Consider the following 22,482-nt stretch of genomic DNA (forward strand, 5'->3'; position numbering starts at 1 on the left):
GCCCGTGCCTCTCGTGCGTACGGGCGGGTCCGCGGCCGCGTCCAGCTCCTGGCCGCCGTACTCGCCGCCTCGGCGCTGGTGTTGACGGGCGCGGCGGGCTCGGCCCAGGCCGCCGGCTACCGCTACTGGTCCTTCTGGGACCGCGCCGGCGACCACTGGACCTACGCCACCCAGGGCCCGTCCACCGCCCGCCCCCTCGACGGCGACGTCGAGGGCTTCCGGTTCGCGGTGAGCGAGGACTCGCAGGACGCGACGCAGCCGCGCGGCGCCGCCTCCTTCGCGGCGATCTGCGCGAAGACGCCCGCGCGGGACGGCACGAAGCGGGTGGCCCTGGTCATCGACTTCGGCACGGCGGCGGACGCCCCGGGCGGCGAGACCCCGCCGTCGCCCGCGCCGCGCACGGCGTGCGCCCAGGTCGACTCCGGGGCGACGACGGCCGAGGCGCTCGCCGCGGTCGCCAAGCCGCTGCGCTACGACGCCAACGCCCTGCTGTGCGCGATCGCCGGGTATCCGGGGACCGGGTGCGGAGAGCAGGTGTCGACGGACGGGACGCGCACCCGGCAGCCGACGACGACCGCGGAGACCGGAAACAGCAACAGCAACACGAACAGCAGCACGAACGGCGGCGGGAAGGACGGGGGCCCGTCGGTGGGCCTGTTCGCGGGCGGGGCGGCGGTGGCGGTGCTGGGCGCGGCCGCGGTGTGGCAGGCGCGGCGGCGCCGGAATGGCTGACCGCCGCTCCTCGCCTCAACTGCACCCCGGCGCTTGGTGGTTGTGGGCCCTCGGCCTCGGCGCCGCCGCCACCCGCACCACCAACCCGCTCCTGCTCGGCCTGCTGCTCACCGCCTCCGCGTACGTCGTCACCGTGTGCCGCCCCGACACCCCCTGGTCCCGTTCCTACTCCGCGTTCCTCAAGCTGGCCCTCGCCGTCCTCGTCGTCCGTCTCGTCTTCGTGGTCGCGCTCGGCTCGCCGATCCCGGGCACGCATGTGCTGCTCACGCTGCCCGAAATCCCGCTGCCGCACTGGGCGCAGGGCATCCGGCTGGGCGGCCCGGTCACGGCCGAGGGCCTGCTCTTCGCTTTGTACGACGGTCTGAGGCTGGCCACCCTCCTCGTGTGCATCGGCGCAGCGAACGCCCTGGCCTCCCCGTCGCGCCTGCTGAAGGCGCTCCCGGGCGCCCTGTACGAGACGGGGGTGGCGGTGGTCGTGGCGCTCACCTTCGCCCCGAACCTCATCGCGGACGTCCACCGTCTGCGCGCCGCCCGCCGTCTGCGGGGCCGTCCGGACCGGGGCCTGCGCGGCCTGCTCCAGGTGGGCCTGCCGGTGCTGGAGGGCGCCCTGGAGCGCTCGGTCGCCCTGGCCGCCGCGATGGACGCGCGCGGTTACGGCCGTACCGCCGACGTCCCCGCCCCCGTACGCCGCACCACCGGCGCCCTCACGCTGGGCGGCCTGCTCGGCGTCTGCGCGGGAACCTACGGCCTGCTCACCACCGCCGGCGGCACCTACGGCCTTCCGGTGCTGTTCGCCGGTGTGGTCGCGGCCCTCGCCGGGCTGCGGCTGGGGGGCCGCCGTTCGGCGCGCACCCGCTACCGCCCGGACCGCTGGACCCCGCGGGCCTGTCTGACCGCCGCCTCCGGCGTCGCGGTAGCGGCCCTGCTCGTCATGGCCGCCTCCGCCGACCCGGCGGCCCTGAATCCGGGGGTGGTCCCGCTGACCGCGCCCGCCCTCCCGCTGTGGCCGGCGGCGGCCGTACTCCTCGCCCTGCTGCCCGCGTTCGTGCACAAGGAGCCGTCGTGATCCGCTTCGAGAACGTCTCCGTGACGTATGACGGCGTCGCCGAACCCACCGTCAGGGACGTCGACTTCACCGTCCCCGAGGGCGAACTCGTGCTGCTGGCGGGCCCGTCGGGGGTGGGCAAGTCGACGTTGCTCGGCACGGTGAGCGGGCTCGTGCCGCACTTCACCGGCGGCGTCCTGCGCGGCCGTGTCACGGTCGCCGGCCGCGACACCCGCACCCACAAGCCGCGTGAACTCGCCGACGTCGTGGGGACGGTGGGCCAGGACCCCCTCTCGCACTTCGTGACGGACACGGTCGAGGACGAACTCGCCTACGGCATGGAGTCGTTGGGCCTTCCGCCTACGGTGATGCGCCGCCGCGTCGAGGAGACCCTCGACCTGCTCGGCCTGGCCGCCCTGCGCGACCGTCCGCTCGCCACCCTCTCGGGCGGCCAGCAGCAGAGGGTCGCGATCGGCTCGGTCCTCACCCCGCATCCCCGGGTGCTCGTCCTGGACGAGCCGACGTCCGCGCTCGACCCGGCGGCCGCGGAGGAGGTCCTCGCCGTCCTGCTGCGGCTCGTCCACGACCTCGGCACGACGGTGCTGCTGGCCGAGCACCGCCTGGAACGCGTCCTGCAGTACGCCGACCAGGTCGCCCTGCTGCCCGCCGCCGGGGCGGCCCCGCTCCTCGGCGCGCCGGCGGACGTCATGGCCGTCTCCCCGGTGTTCCCGCCGGTGGTGGACCTGGGCCGGCTGGCGGGCTGGTCCCCGCTGCCGCTGACGGTCCGCGACGCCCGCCGCAGGGCCGTAGACCTGCGGGAACTCCTGGCCGCTCGGGAGGCCCGAGAAATACCTCCGAGGCCCGTATCCGCTCCCGCCCCGGTACCGGCAGTCGAGTCAGCCGCCCCCGCCCCCACCGCCGTCCCTCGGGCCCGCCGCCTCTTCCGCCGCTCTCTCCCCGCCCCGGCCGCACGGTCGGCCCCGGCCGCCGCCTCCCCTGCGACCCCCTCCCCCGCCGCTTGCTCTCCTCCCGCTCGCACCCTGTCCGCGCCGCCCGCCCAGGCCCGGTCGCTCGCCGTCCGCCGGGGCGGCGTCCAGGCCCTGCGCGACGTCGGCCTCACCGTCGGGCCCGGCGAGACCGTCGCCCTCATGGGCCGCAACGGCGCCGGGAAGTCGACGCTGCTCAACGCGTTCGTCGGCCTGGTCGCGCCGTCCGCCGGCACGGTGCGCGTCGGCGGCGCGGTCCCGCACCGCACCTCCCCCCGCGACCTGGTCCGGCGCGTCGGCCTGGTCCCGCAGGAGCCGCGCGACCTGCTCTACGCCGACACGGTCGCCGCCGAGTGCGCGGCGGCCGACCGGGACGCGCAGGCCGCGCCCGGCGCCTGCCGCGCCCTGGTCTCGGAGCTCCTCCCCGGCATCGCGGACGACACCCACCCCCGCGATCTGTCCGAGGGCCAGCGGCTCACGCTCGCGCTGGCGGTCGTCCTCGCCGCCCGGCCGCCGCTCCTGCTGCTCGACGAGCCCACCCGCGGCCTCGACTACGCGGCGAAGGCCCGCCTGGTCGCCGTCCTGCGCGGGCTGGCCGCCGCCGGTCACGCGATCGTGCTCGCCACTCACGACGTGGAACTGGCCGCCGAACTGGCCGACCGGGTGGTGCTGCTCGCGGAGGGCGAGGTGATCGCCGACGGTCCCACGGCGGAGGTGGTGGTCTCGTCCCCGTCCTTCGCCCCGCAGGTGACGAAGATCCTCGCGCCGCAGGAGTGGCTCACGGTCGCGCAGGTGAGGCGGGCGCTGCGATGACGACGCCCCGGCGGCGCTCCCGTCCCGTGCGGTTGGGCCCCCGTTCCCTGGCCGCGTTGGCGCTGGTCGGCGCGGTGGGCGTGATCGCGTTCGGCTGGCCCTTCCTGGCCCCGCCGAGCTCCGCCCTGAACGCGCACGCGCAGGACGCGCCGTGGCTGTTCGCGGGCCTGCTGGTGCTGCTGGTCGCGGTCGTGACGGCGACGATCTCGGAGTCCGGGCTCGGCGCGAAGGCGGTGGCGATGCTCGGCGTGCTGGCGGCGACGGGCGCGGCCCTGCGGCCGATCGGCGCCGGGACGGCGGGGATCGAGCCCATGTTCTTCCTGATGGTGCTGAGCGGCCGGGTGCTGGGCCCGGGTTTCGGCTTCGTCCTGGGCTCGGTCACGATGTTCGCGTCCGCCCTGCTCACGGGCGGGGTGGGTCCGTGGATGCCGTTCCAGATGCTGGCGATGGGCTGGTTCACGATGGGGGCGGGGCTGCTGCCGGGTCCGGAGCGGCTGCGCGGCCGGGCCGAGCTGGCGCTGCTCGCGGGGTACGGCTTCCTGGCCGCCTTCGCCTACGGCACGGCGATGAACATGGCCGGCTGGCCGTTCATGGGCGCGCTGGCCTCGGGGGTGGCCTTCGACCCGGACGGGACGGTCCCGGCGAACCTGGCGCGTTTCGTCGCGTACTGCGTGGCGACGTCGCTGGGCTGGGACCTGGGGCGGGCGCTGGTGACGATGTCGCTGACGCTCACCCTCGGCCCGGCGGTGCTCAGGGCGCTACGCCGAGCTACGCGCAGGGCGGCCTTCGAGACGGCGGTCACATTCGAGAGCCCCGGAGAGCCCCCGAGAGCCGCCCGGGAGGCCGTTGACCGGTGAACCACCCCACATGACTCACATCACCTACTATCTGACCTAGTCCGGCAATTCGGACGCCATGCCCATGCCATTAGGGCCTCTGACCTGCACGTTGAGAGGCAGGTCACACAAGTGGCACTCCCCCCGACTACGGCCACAACTAGCAAAAGGGGTCTTTGCGGACAGCGCCGGATCCTGTTTCTCTGGATGACGTCGCAGGGCGCCGAAGAGCCTCACGGCCTCGACGCCACGGCATGCAGCCACCCACCGCACCTCACGCGGCGCGGCCCACGCACCGCGTGACTCCGGCATGCAGGCGACCACAACGTCCCCGAAGGAAAAGGTTCTCCGTGTCCGTCTCCGTCATCCGTCGCATCGCTTCCCCGAAGAAGGCCCTCACCGGCATCGCCGTGGCCGCCGCCACCGCAGGCATGGCGCTGTCCGCAGCTCCCGCCCACGCCGCGACGGCCTCCTCCGCCTCCCAGGCCCAGGCGATCGCGCACAAGATGATCCCGAACGCGGCTCAGTACAACGCCTTCTCCAACATCGTCAAGCACGAGAGCGGCTGGAACGTCAGCGCCACCAACGCCTCCTCCGGCGCCTACGGCCTCGTGCAGGCCCTGCCCGGCTCGAAGATGGCCTCGGCCGGCTCCGACTGGAAGAGCAACGCCAAGACCCAGATCAAGTGGGGTCTGGACTACATGAACTCCCGCTACGGCAGCCCGGTCGCGGCCTGGAACTTCTGGCAGGCGAACGGCTGGTACTGAGCCGACCCCCAGTGAGCTCCTGAGTTCACTCCCCCAAGAACGCGCGTTCAGCGCGACGAGAGCGGCGGCCCCCGATCCCCGGGGCCGCCGCTTTCGGCGTTTCGCCGCCTCGCCGTGCTGCACTGAGCGGATGACCGGCACCGAGCACCCGACCGAGCCGCCGCGGGACCCGCAGACCGGGGGCCAGCACGACGCACGCGGCCTGCGTCTGGTCCCCGCCCTCCTCGCCCTGACCGCCATGAGCGGCCTGATCGACGCGGTGACCTATCTCGGCCTGGGGCATGTGTTCACCGCCAACATGACCGGCAACGTCGTCGTCCTCGGTTTCGCCGCCGCCGGCGCCCCGGGCTTCTCGGTCCCGCACACGGCGGCCTCGCTCGTCTGCTTCCTGCTGGGCGCCGCGACCGGCGGCCGGGCGACCCGGCACATGGGCGCGCTCTCACGCCGCGGCCTGGCCCGGATGACGCTGGGCGTCGAGGCCCTCCTGCTGGCCGCCGCGGCGGCCGTGGCGGCCGCCACCCCGGACGACGCCCCGGCCACCGTCTACACGATCATCGCCCTGACCGCCTTCGCGATGGGGCTGCGCAACGCGACGGTCCGCAAGCTGGCGGTGCGCGGCCTCACCACGACCACCGTCGTGACGATGACCCTGACCGGCCTGGCCGCCGACTCCTGGGCGGGCGACGGCACCCGCCCGCGATCCCCGCGCCGCACGGCGTCCGTGGCCGCGATGTTCACGGGCGCGGTCCTGGGCGCGGTCCTGGTGCTCCACCACGACCTGGCGGTTCCGCTGCTGCTGGCCGCCGCGACGTCGGCGGTCCTGACGTTCACGGTGTCCGGCAGGGACTGACGCCGGACACCGGATTCCCCTTCACGGCACGCCGGTCACCCCGCGTCGACCCGCAACTCCTTCACCCCATTGATCCAGGCGGACCGCAGCCGGCGCGGATCCTCGACCAGGCGCAGGTCGGGCATGGCGTCGGCGATGGCGTTGAAGATGAGGTTGATCTCCAGCACCGCCAGGGACTTGCCGAGGCAGAAGTGCGGTCCGCCCCCGCCGAAGCCGAGATGCGGGTTGGGATCCCGGGTGACGTCGAATTCGTCGGGCCGGTCGAACACCTCGGGATCGCGGTTGGCGGAGGCGTAGAAGATCCCGACCCGGTCGCCCTTCCTGATCAGCTTGCCGCCGAGCTCGGTGTCCTGGGTGGCGGTCCGCTGGAAGGCGACGACGGGCGTCGCCCACCGCACGATCTCCTCGGCGGCCGTGGCGGGCCGGTCGCGCTTGTACAGCTCCCACTGCTCGGGATGGGTGAGGAAGGCGTGCATCCCGTGCGTGGTGGCGTTGCGGGTCGTCTCGTTGCCGGCGACAGCGAGCATCAGCACGAAGAACCCGAACTCGTCGGAGTTGAGATTGCCCTCGTTCTCCGCGGCCACGAGCGTGGAGACGATGTCCTGAGCGGGGCACTTCTTCCGCTCGGCGGCCATGTCCATGGCGTACGACAGGATCTCGGCGGCGGACTGATGGCCGACCTCGGCGGTGACGGCGTACTCGGGGTCGTCGTACGCGATCATCTTGTTGGACCAGTCGAAGATCTTGGCGCGGTCGTCCTGCGGTACGCCGATCAGCTCCGCGATGGCCTGCAGAGGCAGTTCCGAGGCGACGGACGTCACGAAGTCGAAGGAGTCGCCGCCCTGCTCGCGCGCCCGCGCGACGATGGCGGTGGCCCGCGCCCGCAACCGCTCCTCGAGCCCCCGGATCGCCCTCGGCGTGAACCCCCGCTGCACGATCTGCCGCACCCGGGTGTGTTCGGGCGGATCCATGTTCAGCAGGATGAAGCGCTGGGCGTCGATCGAAGCGCGCTCGATGTGCTCGTTGAACCGGATGATCGCGGTGTTGAGGTAGGAGGAGAAGATCTCGGGGTGCGTGGACACGTATCTCACGTCCGCGTGCCGGGTCACGGCCCAGTACCCCTCGTCCTGGAAACCGGCGACATTGCCCGTCTGCGGGATCCAGCGGACCGGTTCGGCCTGTCGCAACGCGGCGAACTCCGGCAGGGGCACATGGTGTTGCAGCAGGTCCGGGTCGGTGAAGTCGAACCCGTCGGGAAGCGCTGGACAGGGCATCGGCGGCTCCAGCCGTCTGACGAGCCATCAGAAACAGAGTGCGGTGAAGGTAGTTCAGGACCCTCGAGGCTGCAAGACCCTTGCGGTGACGCACATCACGTCAGCAGACTGCATGCAGCAGAACTAGAACACGTACTAGTTCCGAAGGGATCCGCACCCATGGCCGCCGAACCCGTGATCGTGGAAGCAGTCCGCACCCCCATCGGCAAGCGCGGCGGCGCGCTCGCCAACCTGCACCCCGCCTACCTCCTGGGCGAGACCTACCGCGAACTCCTCGGCCGCACCGGCATCCCCGCCGACGCGGTCGAACAGATCGTCGGCGGCACGGTGACCCACGCCGGCGAACAGTCCATGAACCCCGCGAGGACGGCCTGGCTGACGGTGGGCCTCCCCTACGAGACGGCGGCGACGACGGTCGACTGCCAGTGCGGCTCCTCGCAGCAGGCCTCGCACATGACGGCCAACATGATCGCGGCAGGCGTGATCGACGTCGGCATCAGCTGCGGCGTCGAGGCGATGAGCCGTGTCCCCCTCGGTTCGGGCTCCAAGCACGGCCCGGGCAAACCGTTCCCGGACGAGTGGAACGTGGACCTCCCCAACCAGTTCGAGGCGGCGGAACGCATCGCCCGCAGAAGGGGGTTGGGCCGCGAGGACGTCGACGCCCTCGGCCTCCTCTCCCAGACCCGGGCGGCGACGGCCTGGTCGGAGGAGCGCTTCAAGCGCGAGACGTTCGCGGTCCAGGTCCCCACCACCGAGGACGAGCAGGCGGCCGGCCAGGGCATGTGGCGCCTGGTCGACCGCGACGAGGGCCTGCGCGACACGTCCCCGGAAGCCCTGGCGGGCCTCAAGCCCGTAATGCCGACGGCGATCCACACGGCCGGCAACTCCTCGCAGATCAGCGACGGAGCGGCGGCGATCATGTGGGCGTCGAAACGGATGGCGAAGGCCCTGAAGCTGAAGCCGAGGGCACGGATCGTGGCCCAGGCCCTGGTGGGAGCCGACCCGCACTTCCACCTGGACGGCCCGATCGACGCGACGAAGGCCGTCCTGGGCAAGGCGGGCATGTCCCTGAAGGACATCGACCTCGTCGAGATCAACGAGGCCTTCGCGTCGGTCGTGCTGAGCTGGTCCCAGGTCTTCGAGGCGGACATGACCAAGGTCAACGTCAACGGCGGCGCCATCGCCCTCGGCCACCCGGTCGGCGCGACGGGCGCCCGCCTGATCACCACGGCCCTGCACGAACTGGAGCGCACCGACAAGGAGTTCGCCCTGATCACCATGTGCGCGGGCGGCGCACTGGCGACGGGCACGATCATCCAGCGGCTGTAGCGCCACCGCCGGTCCAGGCGAGGAACGTCGAGAATGCGGCGGGCTCGATGATGAGGATCGGGCCCGCCGGGGACTTGGAGTCGCGGACGGCGACGGCAGCTCTCTGGAGCTGGGCGACCTCGACGCAGTTGCCGCCCTGGTCGCTGCTGTAGCTGGACTTACGCCAGTTGATCTCCATAGCGTTCCTCCATCAGGCGCCGGATCAGCTCCGCCGTGTCCTTCAAGGAGAGCGCGGCGGCCTGCAGATGATCGTAACGGAGCGAGCAGTACTTGACGGTGTCCGGATCGGCGCTGGGATGCGCGCTGCCGTAACCCTCGGTATAGACGATGGCCGGGTCGCTGTGGAAGCGATAGATGTCGAATGAGCCCGTCATCCCCGCGTGCGCCCCTGCCGAGAAGGGCAACACCTGAATGTTGATCCGAGGATCGTCCCGGAAAGCCAACAGGTGGGCCAGTTGTTCCCGCATGATCTCCGGGCCGCCGATCTCCTGATAGAGCGCGGCCTCACTCAGGACGACCCAGAAAAGCGGCGGCTCGGCCTTCTCGAAGATCCGCTGCCGGGCGAGCCGGACGGCGGTGCGATCATCGAGGTTCGCCTTGTCCATCGCCCCGAGCACCGCGCGAGTGTACGCCCGGGTCTGAAGGAGGCCCGGCACCATACCCATCTCGAAGGAGTAGATCTCAGTGGCCCGCGCCTGAAGCTCTGCCACCTGCCGGAACCAGGCCGGAAGTTGGCTACGAAGAACGAGCTCGACGAGCCTCGAGAACAGCCCACCAGTTCCAAGGGCGGCGTCCACCCGCTCGCTGAACTCGGGCGTGGGCACCTTGCGGGCGGTCTCGACCTGTCCCACCAGCGAGCCGGTGTAATTGAGGATGTCCCCGAACTGCCGCTGCGTGAGCCCGGCGGCCTCCCGCATGCGCCGCAGCTCGAACCCGTAGTAGTCGAGCGGGGAGGCTCCGGGGTCAAGGATGTTCACATGGGTCACGCAGGGCACCTCTCTCACGCAGCCACTCGTTGCATTCAACCTGTAGCCCAGAGTAGTTGCGCGAGGTCACCCTCGTAGTGTGAACGGATACTTCCCCTCGATCTACGCGCCCCCGGTCCCCACGCAGTACCGCATGACCCTGACGGTCGACGTGCACTCCGCCCGCCACATCCGCAGGATCGCCCGCAGGTTCCTGGCGGACTGGAACATGGAACCCCTCACGGACACGGTGGAGCTGGCCCTGACGGAGTTGATCGCCAACGTGGTACGCCACGTCCCTGACAGCCGCTGCACGGTGCTCCTCCTGAAGCAACAGACAGGCGTCAGGGCAGAGGTATCGGACACCTACGGCCAACTGCTCCCGACCCCGGCGAAGTCGAACCCGGAGTCGGAAGGCGGCCGCGGTCTGCTGCTCCTGGACGCGCTGGTCGACAAGTGGGGAGTGTCGCCGACGGCAGGGGGCGGGAAGACGGTGTGGTTCGAGTGCACCAAATCCCCCGCTCAGGGGAGCAGTCCCCTGTGACTGCGGTAGAACTCCTCACCGATCTCCCGCACGTCCGCATCGCCGCTCCTGCCGGCCTGCGCGATCAGCTCGCCGAGAGCCGGCCATGCTTCGAGGTAGGTCAGCATGTCGGCCAGCATGCGGTAGTCCTCGGCATCGCCGTCGACCAGAGCATGCAGCACGGCGTCACTGACTCGGTGCGCCGGTCGTGGACGAGTCTGTCCAGCTCGCGGGCAAGTGCTGGTCCTTCGGCTCGGGAAGACGGGTGCGGAGCAGGTCGTAGACGGCGGAGCGGCCGAGCAGTACAAGCGCCGCGACGAGGTGCCGCGAGGGTGTGCGTGTCCCTGGCCAACGTGCCCGGCGTGACCGTGGCCGGCGTCCCGGGTGCGGGCAAGACCTCGGGGGTCAACAAGTTCGTCTGCGACTTCGCGCCGTCGGCGGCCGTGCAGATCGCGACTGCGGACGGGAAAGTGTCGCGGGCATCGGAGGGCGACTACGCCGACCTGGTCAAGCGGATGTTCGCGTTCTGCGGGGACGACCTCAACGAAGCGAACGCGCTGTTCAAGCGCCTGGTGGACCTGCGCAAGCGGCGCTCTGCCACCATCCGGGACGTGCTGGGTGTGAAGAACATGTGGCACGTCGGCCCCTCTCCGGAGTGGCCGCTCACGGTCCTGATCATCGATGAGGCGCACACGTTCTTCCGCGAGTACAAGGGCAGCGACGCCACCACCAAGCGCCTGGCCGCGTTGACGGCGGAGAATGCCCGGCTGGTGGAGGACCTGGTCAAGAAGGGCCGCAGTGTCGGCGTCCTGGTGATCCTGATCAGCCAGAAGACCACCGGGGATGCCATCCCGACCTTCATCCGCGACGTGTGCCCCATCGGGCTGTCCTTCGCGCAGAAGACCGTGGAGGCCGCGGTGGCCGCGCTGGGTGAGGACATCCGCAACTGGCCCGACGCCAGTCCGGTCACCTTGCAGGACCCCGCCTACGTCGGGGTCGCGGTGATGGCGATGCAGGGCCGCCCCGGCTACACCCGCATCCGCACCCCCTGCGTCTCCGACACCGACGCCGCCCGCATCGCGGACGCCACCTCGCAGCTGACCGCCGACCCGGACCTGTGCCTGGATACCCTCCTCCGCTCGACCGACCGGACAGCAACACCCGCGCCCTCGCTCACCAGGTGAACCCGAACAGCCCACGCCAGAAAGGAGGTTGAGATGATGGCGGAGGAACGGTTCACCCGGCGCACTGTGACCGTGGTCATGGCGGTCATCGCGGCCCTGGCCTTCGTCTTCTCCTTCGGCAACGTCTGGGCACTCGCCCTGCGCCTCGGCGTCCCCCACCCGATCGCCCCGCTGATCGCGCCCATGGTGGACCTGTCGGTCGTCGGGCTCCTGGTCGCCCTGCGGTTCCTGGCCCTGCGCGGGGTACCCAAGGCGGAGTTGCGGGCCGGTACCCGGCTGCTTCACCTGTGCGGCCTGCTCACCCTCGCCCTGAACACCGCCGAACCCCTGCTGACCGGACGCTACGGCCGCGCCTGCCTGGACACCGTCGCCCCGCTCCTACTCCTCGGCTGGGGCCGCGTCGGCCCCGCCCTCCTCACCCAGTTCCACATGCACACCACCCCCGCCCCGCACCCGGAGGTAGCTGCCGCTCCTTTCTCCGAGCCGGTGCCCAACGAAGCACCCGCACCTGAATCAGCACCCACTCCCTCTGTCCCGGTCATCGCCGACTTGCCGGCCGAAGAACCGCAGCCCACCCCGGCTCCAACCACCGTCGCCAAGGCGGCCCGCTCCGTCTCCGGCCCGGCCCTGCCGTCCGCTCTGCTGGATGCGGCCCGGCGCATCGCGGACACCCACCGCGCCGAGCATGGAACCCCGATCACCGCCGCCCACCTGGGAACCCGCATGGGCATCGCCCTGCCGGTGGCCACCGCCGCTCTCGCTCAGCTCTGAGCCCCGGCTCTCACCGGCCTCATCCCCTCGCTGAACCCCATGCCCGCCCATGGGCCTGGTTCGTCATGCCCCGAGCACCAACACGCCTCTTTGCCTGGCTGGTTGCTGCTCGGGGCCGCCCACCCGAACAGAAGGGACACGCCCCGAATGGTCACCCTGGACCTGCGCCACGTGGCAAGCCCCGCCGTACGGGACCTGCTCCACCTGGTCAACCACCCCGACTTCGACCGCGCACAGCAGCAGATCGAGCACCTCGGCGGCTGCACCGAGCCCGTCCGCCTGACCGGCCATAGCGTCACCATCGACACCACGACCGGCGAGGTACTGCGCTCCTACACCTCCTCCGACGAGCCCACGGGCAGCCTGCTCACCACGTGCGGTAACCGCCGCGCCTCCCGCTGCCCGGCCTGCTCCCGCCTCTACGCCGCCGACACCTACCACCTCATCCGCGCCAGCCTCTCCGGCGGCAAGACCGTCCCGGACACCGTTCGCACCCACCCCCGCGTCTTCGTCACCCTCACCCCGCCGTCCTTCGGCCCCGTCCACAACCGCCCCACCACGCCCGACGGCGGCATCCGGCCCTGCCGCTGCCGCAAGCTCCACGAAGCCACGGACGCCCTGATCGGGACGCCCCTGAACCCGGCAACGTACGACTACGCGGGCGCGGTCCTCTTCAACGCCCACGCCGGAGCCCTGTGGGCCCGCTTCACCACCTACCTGCGCCGTGAGATCGCCGCAGGGCTCGGTATGACCCAGAAGGCCGCGCACGCGGTCCTGCGGATCTCCTTCGCCAAGGTCGCCGAGTACCAGCAGCGCGGCCTGGTCCACTTCCACGCCGTCATCCGACTCGACGGCCCCGACGGCACCCACCAGCCCCCACCCCTGTATGCCACCGTCGCCAAGCTCACCGACGCCGTACGCGCCGCAGCCGAACGGGTCCGCGTCACGGTCACCTCGGACGCGATCGGGGAACGCGCACTCGCCTGGGGAAAACAGCTCGACGTATCCGAGATCACCGCCTTCGGCACCGACAGCGAATTCACCGACCAGGCCGTGGCCGCCTACGTGGCCAAGTACGCCACCAAATCAGCCGACGCCACCGGCACCCTCGACCGCACCCTGTACTGCCGACCCTGCCAGGGACGCGGCGCCACCCTCCTGCCCCACGGAACCCCACTCCCGTGCACCGCCTGCGACGGCACCGGACAGGTCCGGCCCCTGCCCCGTCTCGCCGTCGCACGTCACGTCCGGCAGATGATCCGCACCTGCTGGGAGCTCGGCAGGCTGCCCGAGTTCGCCGACCTCAAGCTCTGGAAGTGGGCGCACATGCTCGGCTTCCGGGGCCACTTCTCCACCAAGTCCCGTCGGTACTCCGTCACGCTCGGCGCGCTGCGCGACGCCCGCCGCGCCTGGCGCACCGAACAGGCCCGCACCCACGCCGGCCTTCCCGAACCCGACCCGACGACCACGCTCGTCGTCGGGCACTGGGCCTACCTCGGCACGGGCTACAGCCCCGGCGGCACACTTCTTGCCGCCTATGTCTGGCACCGCAAGGAACTGGAACGGCAGTTCGCGGCCGAAGGCGGCTGCTGATGACCTCGTCCCCGACTGCCGTCCTCCACGCCGGGACCGGCCCGGCGCTGGAGTTGCTGACGGTCCCCCAGGTCATGGCCCGCCTCCAGCTCGGCCGCTCCGCCGTCTACGACCTGCTGCGCTCCGGACAGCTCGCCTCGATCACCCTCGGCCGCGCCCGCCGCATCCCCACGCATGCCCTCACCGACTTCATCCGCACCCGCCTGGAACAGGACGCCGCCTGATGACCACAGACCGCCCCTCTTCGTCCCACCGCTCCCGTACCCGTGCAAACGGCGACGGGACCGTCTACCAGCGCAAGGACGGACGATGGGAAGCCGCCGGATACGTGCTCGCCTCCGGCAACACCCGCAAGCGCGTCCGCGTCTACGGCACCACCCGCAAAGACGCGATGACCAAGCTCACCGAGAAGATCGCCGCCAGCAACCGCGGCCTCCCCGTCGCGACGGCCGACAGCACCGTGAGCGCCTACCTCACGTACTGGCTGGACGGCGTCGCCGTTCGCCACCTGCGGGAGAACACCCACACCCGCTACGCCGCCTCCATCCGCCTCCACCTCAACCCCGGACTCGGCGCCAAGAAGCTCGCCCGGCTCACCACCCGCGACGTCCGCACCTTCCTCGACGGACTCCGCACCACCTACCAGTGCTGCGCCCAGGAACGGGACACCGACCGGCGGTGCTGCTGCGCCATCGGCCAGTGCTGCGAGAAGCGGCTGTCACCGCTGACCGTGACGTACGTCCACGCAGTCCTCAAATCCGCCCTGGAACACGCCGTCCGCGAAGACGAACTCCCGCGCAACGTCGCCCGGAACGTCAAGACGACCACGCCCCGCCCCAGGCGTTTCCAGCCGCTCACCGCCACCGAAGCCCGGCAACTCCTCCATGCTGCCAACAGCGACCGGCTGCATGGCCTGTACGAACTCGCCCTGCGCACCGGACTCCGCAAGGGTGAACTCCTCGGCCTCCATTGGGAAGACCTCGACCTCGACGGCGGCACCGCCACCATCCACCGCTCCCTCCAGCGCACCCGCAGCCAGGGCCTGACCGTCCTGAACACCAAGACCCTCGCCTCCGAACGCCGCATCGCCCTCCCCACCGAATGCATCAACTCCCTCAAGACCCATCAGGAACGGCAGCAGGAAGAGCGTCAGGCAGCCGGAACGGGCTGGACGGACAACGGCCTCGTCTTCACCACCCCGAAGGGCAGACCACTCGACCCCACCAACCTCACCCGCCGCTTCCGCCGCCTCCTCCACCGCGCTGGGCTCCGGATAATCCGCTTCCATGACCTCCGCCACTCCACCGCCACCCTGCTCCTTGAGCAAGGCGTCGACCTCGTCGTCATCAAGGAACTCCTCGGCCACGCCCACATCGGCGTCACCGCTGGCGTCTACGCCCACGTCCGACTCCGCCTCCAACGCCAGGCCATCGACACCCTCGGCGACGTGCTCAGCCCCACCGACGACGACCCTGACGCCCCACCCACCACAGCGGCCGTCCGCTGACGTTGCCGTCAGCGTTGCCGTCAAACGACCACAGAGGCCCCGCTGGAACACTCCAGCGGGGCCTCTGCATTTCATTCTCCATCCCCTCCGAGACAGGCGACCTACTCCGGAGGAATTCGCTGAATAACTGAATTTGCAGACAATTCGGGAATCTCGGCGATCAGCCGGGAATGTGCCGCTCGCAGGAAAATGAGAATCTCTCGTACGAGTTCCTCGCGCCCCACGAAAGCCTGCACAGGACGCTTCGACGAACTCACCGCGATGAGATCACCATCCTGACGCAGGCGAATAACCTCCTCGCTTTCAGTAAACCCGAACGCGGCATCCTCGCCCAACGAGATTCGCTTCGCTGCACCAGAAAGGGACAAGGCCAGGTCGACGAGCGTCACAAATCTCTTCTTTGAGACGATCTCGGTGTCATCAATCGCCAGTTCGAAGTTCACCCCGAAGTACTTGTAGCGGAGGTCCATCTCCGTAGCGGCAGCCGGATCGCCCTGCCTGGCGGCGTCCCAGGTCTTGATCCAGGCTGAACCCGACTCCGGGAGATCGAAGGAGAGATGAATCACGTTTTTCCTCACTTGCTGTCCACCTAGTACGGAAACGCCGTCACGACTTTTCCGTCGTTAACGATTACGCGGACGCCAGTTAGCTCGCCGCCACCATTCGCCGAACCAGCCCTCCCGACAGGGGTTCCGAAATCCCACTCGTAGATCTGGCCAGGGCGCGCTGCACCTGTAACAGGATCCGGCGTATTGGGCTTAGGTGTTCCCCGATTGATTGTGTCGGCTATTCGTTGGCGAACCTGCTTCGCCTTACCGGTAAAGATTCCAGCCGCGTCGTCCACCAGCGCACCTCCGGGCCGGTGACGGTCGACGATGTGCTGCCAGTCTCCATTTTCCAGCGCCGCGGTTCCGCACAAGCCATTCGAGTTATGCACCAGGACCGGTGTCTCACCCGCCAGCACATAGTACGCGTGGACGTCCTCTACCGTGAGGTCGTGTGTGCGCTGGCGCTTCGCGTAGTGACTGAGCGCGGTGATCTGGACATGAGTCCCAGCGCTCGTACGGAGCATCTGGCCGAGCTGAAGGTCGCCGGCCGGCACCCACTTCTTCAGCTCGGGCACCCAGAACGGGTGGGTATCCGTGGCCACGATGCTGGAGTACGCACCGTCCACGGAAATGGAGATCTCGGTGAAATCCTTGTCGTTTTCCGTGGTGATTGTCTCAACAACCGGCTTCTTGATCGTTTCGCCGGTTTCCGGGTCGGTCGTGATTACTACGTCGCCGACTTCAACGTCTTCAATTGCCTTCTTCGTACCGTCAGCGAGGAGTACCCCTGTACCCGGCAGGAAGCTGTGGCATTTACCCAGTATTTTCGCGCCGACTTTTCCGAGGCCGTACCCGGCTGCACCTGAAGCAGCGCCCCAAACCGCTCCCTCAGCCATATCGCTAAGTTGTCCCGAGGTGCTGTGATCAGCGTCGTCCGACAGCATGTTCCCCACTGCCGAACTCGCCGCCCCAGCGACAGCCCCACAGCCCGCCGCGGCAGCGAAGCCGACACCCCCGGTCGCGAAACCTGCACCCGTCGCCGTGCCGAGACACAACCCGCCGACCACAACTTCGGTAGCGACTTGGGCGATAACGACCTTGTGCTCGGAGACCCAGTCTTTCGTGTCGTCCCAAGCCTTGCTCAACCCGCAGCCGGTGTACCACGAACAGCCACCTCCGCCGCCACCCCCGCCGCCTCCTCCACCACCACTGCTGCCGCCGCCGCTGCTCCCACCACCGCCGCCGGAGCTCTTCGTTTTCTTGGCCTTCACCGTCTCGTCGATGGTGCCGCCGTTGGCCGTGCAGTTTATGTAGTAGGCGCAGTTGTCGACTTTGAGGCCGGAGGGGTCGGTGCCGGTGATGGGGTTGTTGTTGGCGTAGGTGTAACCGTGGAGCTGTTGGGGGTCGCTCAGGTCCATGATCGGGTCGACGCTGAGGAAGCGGCCGACCCCTGGGTCGTATTCGCGGGCGCCGAGGTGGGTCAGGCCTGTGTCCGTGTCCTTGGTGCCGCCAACGAAGCCCTTGTCTCCCGCCCAGGGGCCGAGTTGGGCACCTCGCGCGGTGCCGAAGATGCCTGCCTTGCGGCGTGTGATCGCCTGAGCGGCGTCAGCCGTGACCTGGGTCGTGGTCGTGCCGTGGTGGTCGGCGAGCAGGAAGGTCAGTTTGCCGCCGGTACGCATGGCCACCGTCTGCGCGCCGGTGCTGTAGTAGCGGGTGCCCGTGGCCTTGCCGGACTTGTCGATGGTGAGCTCATTGCCATCGGGGAGGTAGAGCGTCGTACCCGTGGAGTCGGTGCGGGTCAGGCGCTGGCCGTCGGTGTCGTACGTGTAGTTGGTTGTCTGACCGTTGCTGGTGACGGACTTGAGGTGGTCTTCGACGTCCCAGGCCAGGTCCTGGTTGAGCGTGGTCGTAGTGCCCCGCTTGAAAGTTCGGGTCTTGGTGCCGCCGGTCTCGGTGTAGCTGTAGGACTCGGTGCGCGGATCGGTGCCGGTCTGGGTGACGCTGGGCAGGTTGTGCTTGCCCGTGTCGGGTGCGGCATAGGTACGGACCGTGTCGGCGGAGGGACCTGCGGCGGTCTGGTGCTGGGTTTCGGTCTTTCGATTGCCCACCGCGTCGTACGAGTAGCTGGTCCAGTACGGGTCCTGGCCGCCGACCACGTCACCGGAAGGAGCAGCGGCGCACGTACTACCCGTGTTTGTCCAGGCTTCGGTGATGCGCGTGAGCGCGTCGAGGGTGAAGCACTGGGTGTCGGTGGTCCGAGCGGCGTCCTGACCGTAGTTGGTGGTGATCTGTGTGATGTTGCCGGCCGGGTCGTACGTGTAGTGGGAGTCCTCGATCCTCTGCGGCGCGGTGTCACGGTCGGTGTAGGCGTCGGTCAGCGCGCCGGTGTGGTCGTCGTAGACGCTGGTGGTCTTCAGGTGCTGGGCGAACTTGCCGTATTCGAGGACGGTGTTACGCCCGTAGTGGTCGTAGGTCGTGTCCGAGATCAGCGGGTCGCTCTGCGCGCTGAGAGTCCGCAGCAGGCCGGCGCTGTCGTAGTTGATGTGAACCGATTCCTCGGGCAGGCCACCGACGGCTGGATGCTCGGTCTCCATGAGCTGGCCTGTGTTGTCGTTGTAGTAGTTCCACCACTCGTAGCTGCCGGCTGGCACGCCCAAGCCGGCGGGGACGGTGACCTTGGTTCCTGCCGGTTGGTCGAAGGCGCTGTAGTCGGTGATCTCGGTGACGTAGGCCTTGCCGTCGATATAGCGGGTAGTGGTGGCGAGCTGGCCCTTGGCGACATCGTCGTAGGTCCAGGCCGACAACATGGTGGTGCCGTTCTTGACCGCGGTGCGGCGGCCCAGATCGTCATAGTCGGTGTGCAGAGTGATATTGCGGGCGTCGGTGGTGTCGGTGACCCGATCGCCTTCGTCGTACTTGGTGTGGGTCTCCCCCTTGTCCGGGTCGACGACGTCGGTCTGGCGGCCGCGAACGTCGAAGCCATAGGTCCACTTGGCCCCCGACGGGTCGGTGACCTCGTCGAGGCGACCGAGTTTGTCGTAGTGGTAGCCAATGGACTGCGAGGCCGTGTGTTCGGCGTTCGTGTACTCCTTGAGCTGCACTGTGCGGCCCAGCGCGTCCACCACTGTCGTGGTCGCGGTGCCGCCCTTGGGCGGGATGACGGTGGTGCTGTCGCCCGTGTAGGTGGTGATGCTCCGCTTCGTCTCATCGCCGAACTTCTTGGCGATCACCGCTGTTGGCCGGCCCGCGCCGTCGAACACGGTCTCGGTGGACGAGGGGTACTGCGTGTCCTGGCCGGTCACCAGCACAGGCTCGGCGGCACCGGTGCTGAAGAACGTGCCGGAAGAGCGCCACGCTTCGCCACGGGTGTTGTAGAACGCCTCCGTCACCAGGCGCCCAGCCAGGTCCGGGGACTTGGCCTGAGTCTGGCGCTCGCGCAGCAGACCGTCATAAAAGGCGTAACTGGTCTGGTACTCGGAGAAGTGGTCGAGGAACTTCGTCGTGACGACGACGGGGCCGTCGGTGCGGACCTGATACGCGTAGGAGTAGTTCGGCGCGTCGGGGAATTCGGTGGCCGAGCGGGTCGGAAGCCAGACCTTGGCAGCTCTGCCAAGGCCGTCGTAGGCCGTCGAGGTGACGCGGCCATTGGCATCGGTCACCTCGAGTGCCTGGCCTCGCAGCGGGTCGAGCTTGGTCGCAATGGCGTGGCCGAGCGTGTTCGTCACCGTTGCGGTGGTCGGGTTCTCGCCCACGGGAGGGATATACGACGAGACGGTGACCTTGCCAAAGGCGTCCGCCGTCGCCAGCGGACGACCGTACTGGTCGTAGCAGAGTTGGTTCGTGGTCGCGCCGCAGGTGTTGGGGATGGAACTGGCGATGTCGTATCCAGTGCCGGTGCCGTTGATCCGCTCGGTCTTGGTGATCAGGCCCTTGGTGGGGGCGACACCGAACGCTGCGCCGTCGTAGGAGACACGGGAGTCATCGATGATGTCGTCGGGACGCTTGACGGTGGCGTTGCACAACGCGGCGACCGTCTCTGTGCGAGATATCGTGCTGATCAACCAGACCGATGTGTTGCGCAGGTAGGTCGTGGTGGTGCAGCTCTCGTCGCCGACGGTAGTGCCGTCCCCCGTCTTGGCGGTGTCGCCATGCTGGGAGACCTGGGTGACCATGCCGTAGGCGTCGAAGCCGCGGCTGGTTCTGGTTGTACGGGTGCCGCCAGTGACGGTTGTACGGGTCTCTTCCGACGCAGTGCCCGTGTGAAATGCCTTCAGGTCGGGCAGCTCGGCTTCACTGCGTGCCCGTGTCGCGGTCTCCGCCGAACGCCATGGGGTGTAAGAGGTGGCCGAGACAAGCGCGCCTCCGTCCCCGTTGTAGGTCGCGCTCTCTCGCACCGCGCCGGCGAACTGTTCCCGGTCGATGACCGCGACGCCGGCGGAGTCCTTCACTTCGGCACCGTCGATGCCACGGAAGTAGCGGGTCTCGGTCAGAGTCCGAGCATCCGCGCCGGCACCCTTGCGGGTCTGCACGCGCTCATAGCCGCGCGAGACCGAGTAGGTGCGGTCCTTGGGCTTGGTGAACTCGTCCGTGCTCTTGGCCCACTTGGTGCCACCGAGGTACGTGTACTCGGTGACGACGTCGGGGGACTCGACGAGGTTGTCGCCTTCGGTGACTCGCTTGACCGGGTAGATGACGAACCAGTCCTGCTTGGCCGTCTCGCCCTCGAAGGGCCACTTGACCGGATAACAGCGAGTGGTGTTCGTTCCGTCCGCCGGAGGGAGCGTGGTGGCGGTGCAGTCGGGGTCGTAGTAGTCGACGCCGATGGTGCCACCGGTCTCGGTCTTGACCTGTGACATCCGCAGCCGGACGAACGGCGCCAGGCCGTCACCCAGTTTGTCGACGCGGTTGGGCTTCTGCACGCCCGTGAAGGTGACGGCAGGCAGGATTTCGGCAGTCCCCACCTTTCCGGTGTGCTGAATGGACTTCAGCCACATCGGGGTGGATATGCCGTCTCCGGAAGCCGGGAAGTCCTGTGCCAGGGTCCAGGTGTCGACGTCCTTGTACACACCGCCGGTCAGGATCTTGGTCGTGATGGTGGAGAGGCGCTTCTGCGACCAGAACGTCGGGGAGTACTGGTCCTTGCACTCGGTGGAGCCATCCTTGCAGTACTGGTCGTACGGGACGTCCGGCCAGTGCGAGGCGTTGGTCTGGTCGAAGGTGCAGCCGCTCAGGCAGCGGGACGACACGCCGAACTGGACCTGGCCCATGGCCTTGCCCGTATAGACGGCGTCGTCGCGCAGGCCGTAGTCGATGCGGTCCAGCCAGCCGCCGCGTACGTAGGGGGTGACCGTGGCCTTGCCGGTCGTCGTCGAGACGTTGCGGCCGTAGTTGTTGGACTCCTTGGACCAGTAGTACGCCATCGCGTTGCCGCGCGGGTCGACGACGTAGTCCAGCTGCCAGCGCCAGGCCTGCTGACACCAGGCCGAGGCGAAGGAGGCGTTGTAGCAGGGCTCGGTGGAGTGGTTGCCGAAGACCGGTGCCGTCCAGGTCGAGTTGGTCACCGGGTCGTCGGCGGCGGTGCCGTGGTCGCTCCAGCCCGGAAGCCTGTTGCGGCCGAAGAAGTACTGGGTTCCGTCAGCCGAAGTGACCTTCCAGTACTCGCCCTTGCCGTCGACGCCGGTCGTGCCGTCGTCGCCGTTGACCGCGCCGGTGAGCTTCTCCACCTTCTCAGCCGAGTCGTCGGCCGGATGCCATCCCTCGGCCTTGTCGAAGACCAGGTCGATGGTCTTGCCGCCCAGGGACATGACGGCGTTGTCGTTGTACCAGCACTGGTCGCCGACCTTGGTGGTGTTGGTCGCGCCGGCCTTCTCCTTGTCGTCCTCGCAGGACTTGTAGCGGCGCTCGATGTAACCGGGCTGCCAGTCCCAGCCGTCGCCGATCCAGGAGGGCTGGTTGTTGGAGGCCGAGGTGCGGCCGTCGACCGCCTGGGAGCTGTAGCCGAGCGAGACGGCGGGCTTCAGACCGCCCGGCACCGCCGGTGCGTCGATCGGGTACGACCAGGAGAATCCACCGGTCGCGCCGCCTGCCGTCCACGAGCCGGAGGGTTGCAGAGAGGTCGCTTTGTAGTTGCCACCGGCACCGGAGGCCGCGGCGGTGGCTGCCAGTACGGTCGGGCTCGGAAACGTCCTCGCGGACGTCACGGAGGCAGCGGACAGGGGGGCGGTCGCGGTGAGCGTCCCGGCCTTCGCATCGTTGGTCGTGGCCAACGGCCTGGCGATGCGACACGCCGACTTGTCCGGTGTGGTCAGCGCACAGGCGGGCAGCTGCACCAGCCGCAGACGGGCAGCCCAGTCACCGCCGTACGCGCCCTTGAACGAGTTGTAGTCCACCTGGACCAAAGCGCTGCCCGCCGAACTCCTTGCGTCCGCAGGCGTAAGGGAGAACAGGAGACCTTCGACGCCGGCCTTGCGGGCGGTCTTCTGCTCGGCGAGCGTGACGGTCACTTTGGCCGGCAGGTGCGCAGCAGTCCGCTCGTCAGCAGGCGGACCCGTCAAGGCAACGGGGAGCGAACCGGCTCTCTTGGCCACTGACTCGGCGGTCACCGAGTTCAGCTGCACGGTTGCGGCGCCGGGCTCCGGCCAGGTGACCTTGGGCGCCTTCCAGGGGCGCGCCTGATCGGGCCGATCGTCCGTAGTACCGACAGCCATCCGCTCCACTGCCACCGTAGGCGGCTGCTTCGGCTTGGGAAGACTGACTCCC

At 69.2% G+C, this 22,482-nt stretch carries 18 protein-coding genes and 1 pseudogene; 13 read left to right on the forward strand and 6 right to left on the reverse strand.

Going from position 1 to position 22,482, the window contains the following annotated elements; all coding sequences use genetic code 11:
- Positions 1–48 precede the first annotated feature (48 nt).
- From BG482_RS12125 to BG482_RS12150, 6 genes are all read left to right on the forward strand, one after another.
- Positions 49–732: an SCO2322 family protein gene (locus BG482_RS12125; protein WP_069769079.1), complete on the forward strand. Its 684-nt coding sequence runs from the start codon at positions 49–51 to the stop codon at positions 730–732.
- The gene (locus tag BG482_RS12130; protein WP_069768980.1) at positions 725–1,798 is read left to right on the forward strand and encodes an energy-coupling factor transporter transmembrane component T; all 1,074 of its coding nucleotides are present in this window, start codon (positions 725–727) and stop codon (positions 1,796–1,798) included. Before BG482_RS12125 ends, BG482_RS12130 begins: the two co-directional genes overlap by 8 nt.
- Positions 1,795–3,576, forward strand: coding sequence for an ABC transporter ATP-binding protein (locus tag BG482_RS12135; protein WP_069768981.1), 1,782 nt, complete (start codon positions 1,795–1,797; stop codon positions 3,574–3,576). The genes BG482_RS12130 and BG482_RS12135 overlap by 4 nt, the downstream gene beginning before the upstream one ends.
- Entirely contained in the window at positions 3,573–4,433 is an 861-nt protein-coding gene (locus tag BG482_RS12140; protein WP_069768982.1) for an ECF transporter S component, read from the forward strand. Before BG482_RS12135 ends, BG482_RS12140 begins: the two co-directional genes overlap by 4 nt.
- A gap of 329 nt (positions 4,434–4,762) precedes the next feature.
- A complete protein-coding gene (locus BG482_RS12145) occupies positions 4,763–5,179 on the forward strand; it encodes a transglycosylase SLT domain-containing protein (RefSeq protein ID WP_069768983.1) in 417 nt (138 codons plus the stop codon).
- Between the two features lie 130 nt (positions 5,180–5,309).
- Complete coding sequence (locus tag BG482_RS12150; RefSeq protein WP_069768984.1) at positions 5,310–6,029, forward strand: YoaK family protein; 720 nt, start codon at positions 5,310–5,312, stop codon at positions 6,027–6,029.
- 35 nt (positions 6,030–6,064) lie between these two features.
- On the opposite strand, the gene BG482_RS12155 is transcribed toward BG482_RS12150, so the two are convergent.
- Positions 6,065–7,303, reverse strand: coding sequence for a cytochrome P450 (locus tag BG482_RS12155; RefSeq protein ID WP_069768985.1), 1,239 nt, complete (start codon positions 7,301–7,303; stop codon positions 6,065–6,067).
- A 159-nt stretch (positions 7,304–7,462) separates the two neighbouring features.
- On the opposite strand from BG482_RS12155, the gene BG482_RS12160 reads away from it, so the two are divergent.
- Positions 7,463–8,632, forward strand: a complete 1,170-nt coding sequence (locus BG482_RS12160; protein WP_069768986.1) for a steroid 3-ketoacyl-CoA thiolase — start codon at positions 7,463–7,465, stop codon at positions 8,630–8,632.
- Here the strand turns inward: BG482_RS12160 and BG482_RS12165 are convergent.
- Entirely contained in the window at positions 8,616–8,810 is a 195-nt protein-coding gene (locus BG482_RS12165) for a DUF397 domain-containing protein (protein WP_069768987.1), read from the reverse strand. The genes BG482_RS12160 and BG482_RS12165 overlap by 17 nt on opposite strands.
- Positions 8,791–9,618, reverse strand: coding sequence for a helix-turn-helix transcriptional regulator (locus BG482_RS12170; RefSeq protein WP_069769080.1), 828 nt, complete (start codon positions 9,616–9,618; stop codon positions 8,791–8,793). Before BG482_RS12170 ends, BG482_RS12165 begins: the two co-directional genes overlap by 20 nt.
- A gap of 79 nt (positions 9,619–9,697) precedes the next feature.
- On the opposite strand from BG482_RS12170, the gene BG482_RS12175 reads away from it, so the two are divergent.
- Positions 9,698–10,141: an ATP-binding protein gene (locus tag BG482_RS12175; protein WP_069768988.1), complete on the forward strand. Its 444-nt coding sequence runs from the start codon at positions 9,698–9,700 to the stop codon at positions 10,139–10,141.
- Here the strand turns inward: BG482_RS12175 and BG482_RS12180 are convergent.
- On the reverse strand, positions 10,120–10,302 hold the full coding sequence (locus BG482_RS12180) for a hypothetical protein (protein ID WP_069768989.1): 183 nt from the start codon (positions 10,300–10,302) through the stop codon (positions 10,120–10,122). The genes BG482_RS12175 and BG482_RS12180 overlap by 22 nt on opposite strands.
- 141 nt (positions 10,303–10,443) lie before the next feature.
- Between BG482_RS12180 and BG482_RS12185 the strand changes: the two are divergent.
- The 5 genes and pseudogenes from BG482_RS12185 to BG482_RS12205 all read left to right on the forward strand — a co-directional run.
- Positions 10,444–11,304, forward strand: a pseudogene (locus BG482_RS12185) (cell division protein FtsK); the annotation flags it as partial.
- Positions 11,305–11,340: 36 nt separating this feature from the next.
- Positions 11,341–12,075, forward strand: coding sequence for a DUF2637 domain-containing protein (locus tag BG482_RS12190; protein ID WP_069769081.1), 735 nt, complete (start codon positions 11,341–11,343; stop codon positions 12,073–12,075).
- Between the two features lie 147 nt (positions 12,076–12,222).
- Complete coding sequence (locus BG482_RS12195; protein WP_069768990.1) at positions 12,223–13,668, forward strand: replication initiator; 1,446 nt, start codon at positions 12,223–12,225, stop codon at positions 13,666–13,668.
- Positions 13,668–13,892, forward strand: a complete 225-nt coding sequence (locus BG482_RS12200) for a helix-turn-helix domain-containing protein (RefSeq protein ID WP_069768991.1) — start codon at positions 13,668–13,670, stop codon at positions 13,890–13,892. Before BG482_RS12195 ends, BG482_RS12200 begins: the two co-directional genes overlap by 1 nt.
- Positions 13,892–15,175, forward strand: coding sequence for a tyrosine-type recombinase/integrase (locus BG482_RS12205; protein ID WP_069768992.1), 1,284 nt, complete (start codon positions 13,892–13,894; stop codon positions 15,173–15,175). Before BG482_RS12200 ends, BG482_RS12205 begins: the two co-directional genes overlap by 1 nt.
- A gap of 101 nt (positions 15,176–15,276) precedes the next feature.
- Here the strand turns inward: BG482_RS12205 and BG482_RS12210 are convergent, their stop codons facing one another.
- Complete coding sequence (locus BG482_RS12210; protein ID WP_069768993.1) at positions 15,277–15,741, reverse strand: hypothetical protein; 465 nt, start codon at positions 15,739–15,741, stop codon at positions 15,277–15,279.
- A 23-nt stretch (positions 15,742–15,764) separates the two neighbouring features.
- On the reverse strand, positions 15,765–22,445 hold the full coding sequence (locus BG482_RS12215) for a polymorphic toxin-type HINT domain-containing protein (RefSeq protein ID WP_256096338.1): 6,681 nt from the start codon (positions 22,443–22,445) through the stop codon (positions 15,765–15,767).
- Between the last annotated feature and the right edge of the window lie 37 nt (positions 22,446–22,482).

The organism is Streptomyces sp. LUP30 (assembly GCF_001746365.1).
Lineage (GTDB): Bacteria > Actinomycetota > Actinomycetes > Streptomycetales > Streptomycetaceae > Streptomyces.